Annotated in this window: 1 protein-coding gene; it reads left to right on the forward strand. The window is 35.7% G+C overall.

Annotation, left to right across the window (positions count from 1 at the left end; genetic code table 11):
- Positions 1–579: 579 nt before the first annotated feature.
- Positions 580–2,250, forward strand: coding sequence for a group II intron reverse transcriptase/maturase (gene ltrA, locus ABID14_RS10025; protein ID WP_354369616.1), 1,671 nt, complete (start codon positions 580–582; stop codon positions 2,248–2,250).
- Positions 2,251–2,364 lie beyond the last annotated feature (114 nt).

Raw genomic sequence — 2,364 nt, forward strand, 5'->3', positions numbered from 1 at the left:
TGGGTGCGACATGAAGTCGCTTAATTTAACTGTTTGGCATAATGACCAAACCAACTATTCCGTTAGTTGAGCCAAGTATCGACTGCACTTAGGTGTGGTAAGCCGATATTAAAGTAGCCCTACTTGAGGTTGAACCGTGAGGGAATACCGAAACTGCCAGCAACAAGGCGGTTAGGGAGCGAGGCTTGATAATATGGCTAACATATGTGAACTACTGATAAATGTCGTTAAGGTGAACAGGCTAAAGTTGCTGATAAGCCTGAACCAAAATGGTGTGTAGTCGGATAATCCTTTCCACAGTGGGATTACACGGACAAGAAGACTACCGGCAGAGAGGTAGAGCCTAAGTTATCAATGTTAATTAAGTGGAACATGGTAAGCCTGTACCGTTGCCAAAAGGCAAGGCAAATCGTAAGAAATGCTGATAATGGTGCAGGTAAAGGATAATGGAAAAAGCGAATGCCATCTTGTAATGAGATGGATAGGGGTTCAAAATTTGCCCTAACTCGAAAGAGTGCAGACTTCCATTTGGTTTTTAATCACAAGAGAACTTGTAGAATTTTTGAAAGGAGAAAGCAAATGAACAGTAAAATGTGTGCTACTACTAACAGAGCTAAAGACTGGGAAAGTATAGATTTTTCAGTAGCAGAAAGCTATGTTAAAAAACTACAAATGCGTATTGTGAAAGCGTGGAAAATGAGTAAATACGGAAAGGTAAAATCTTTACAGCATTTACTAACAACTTCATTTTATGCAAAAGCCTTGGCTATTAAGAGGGTAACTGAAAACCAAGGCAAGAAAACAAGTGGTGTTGACGGCGAACTATGGCTAACACCACAGGCAAAGTATAATGCAATAGGAAAGTTAAACTTAAGAGGATATAAACCTAAACCTCTTAAAAGAGTGTATATACCAAAGAAAAATGGTAAGAAAAGACCTCTTAGCATTCCTACAATGACAGATAGAGCAATGCAAACCCTATATAAATTTGCACTTGAACCTATAGCAGAAACTACTGCTGATCCTAATTCTTATGGATTTAGGGCAAAAAGATGTACACAAGATGCTATCGAGCAGTGTTTTACATCACTCAATAAAAAGAAATCTGCAAAATGGGTACTTGAGGGAGATATAAAAGGTTGTTTTGATAATATAAGTCATGAATGGATATTAAATAATATCCCGATGAACAAGAAATTATTAAAACTTTGGCTTGAGTGTGGATATATAGAAAAACAAAAACTATTTCCAACAGAAAAAGGAAGTCCCCAAGGCTCGCCAATATCACCTATTATTTCCAATATGGTATTAGATGGTTTAGAAAAAGCAATCAAAGAGAAATACCATAGAAGAACAGTAAATAAGAAAACATATTTCCCAAAGGTTAACTTTGTTAGATATGCAGATGATTTCATTGTTACAGGGGAAAGTGCAGAATTACTTGAAAATGGTGTAAAACCAATCATTGTAAAATTCTTGGCTGAAAGAGGTTTAGAATTATCAGAGGAAAAGACACTCATAACACGCATAAATGACGGTTTTGATTTTCTTGGAGTTAATATTAGGATGTATAAAGATAAGTTGCTTACAAAACCATCTGATAAGAACTTCAAGGCTATTGTCGATAAAATTAGACGAATCATAAAAGATAATCCGTCAATGAAACAAGAAATTTTGATTAGAAAATTAAATCCAATCATTATAGGTTGGGTAAACTATCAGAAATATAATGTTTCATCAAAAGCGTTTGAAAAACTTGATTATGAAATATATAAATGCCTGTGGGACTGGTGTGTTCGTAGACATCCTAAGAAAGGTAGAAAATGGATAGCTAAAAAGTATTTCCATACGATTGGAAATAGAACTTGGACTTTCAGTGTAGCAACTGGAGACAGAATGGAGAATGGCGAGAAATACTATCTTCGTCTTAAATATGCTACAGATACTGATATTAAGAGATTTACCAAGATACAAGCTGAAGCAAATCCGTTTGATGAAAATTGGCAAATATACTTTGAAGAAAGAGAAGAGTTAAAAATACGAAACGAACTTAAAGGGCGTACAGTTATAAATAGACTGTATAAAACGCAAAACGGAATATGCCCTGTTTGTGGAGAGAAAATAACTCTGGATACAGACTTTAGAGTACATCAAACAACTCAAAACAATATTACCCTTAAAACATTAGTACACCCTTGGTGTCATAGAAGATTGCATATAAATGATAAAGAAAATACGCTGGCTCTTTAATTAGGGCTTATAAAAACTTGAGCCGTGTGAGGGGAAACTCTCATGCACGGTTCTTAGAGGGGAAAGGGATAGTAATATCCCCGACCTACTCGACCAGACAATAGAGAATAAGCA

The sequence above is a fragment of the Peptoniphilus olsenii genome (genome assembly GCF_040545475.1).
In the GTDB taxonomy this organism is placed as follows: Bacteria; Bacillota; Clostridia; order Tissierellales; family Peptoniphilaceae; genus Peptoniphilus_A; species Peptoniphilus_A olsenii.

What these genes read in the sequence shown, in the direction of transcription:
- ltrA (WP_354369616.1), top strand. Translation starts at nt 580, where the DNA reads ATGAACAGTAAAATGTGTGCTACTACTAACAGAGCTAAAGACTGGGAA.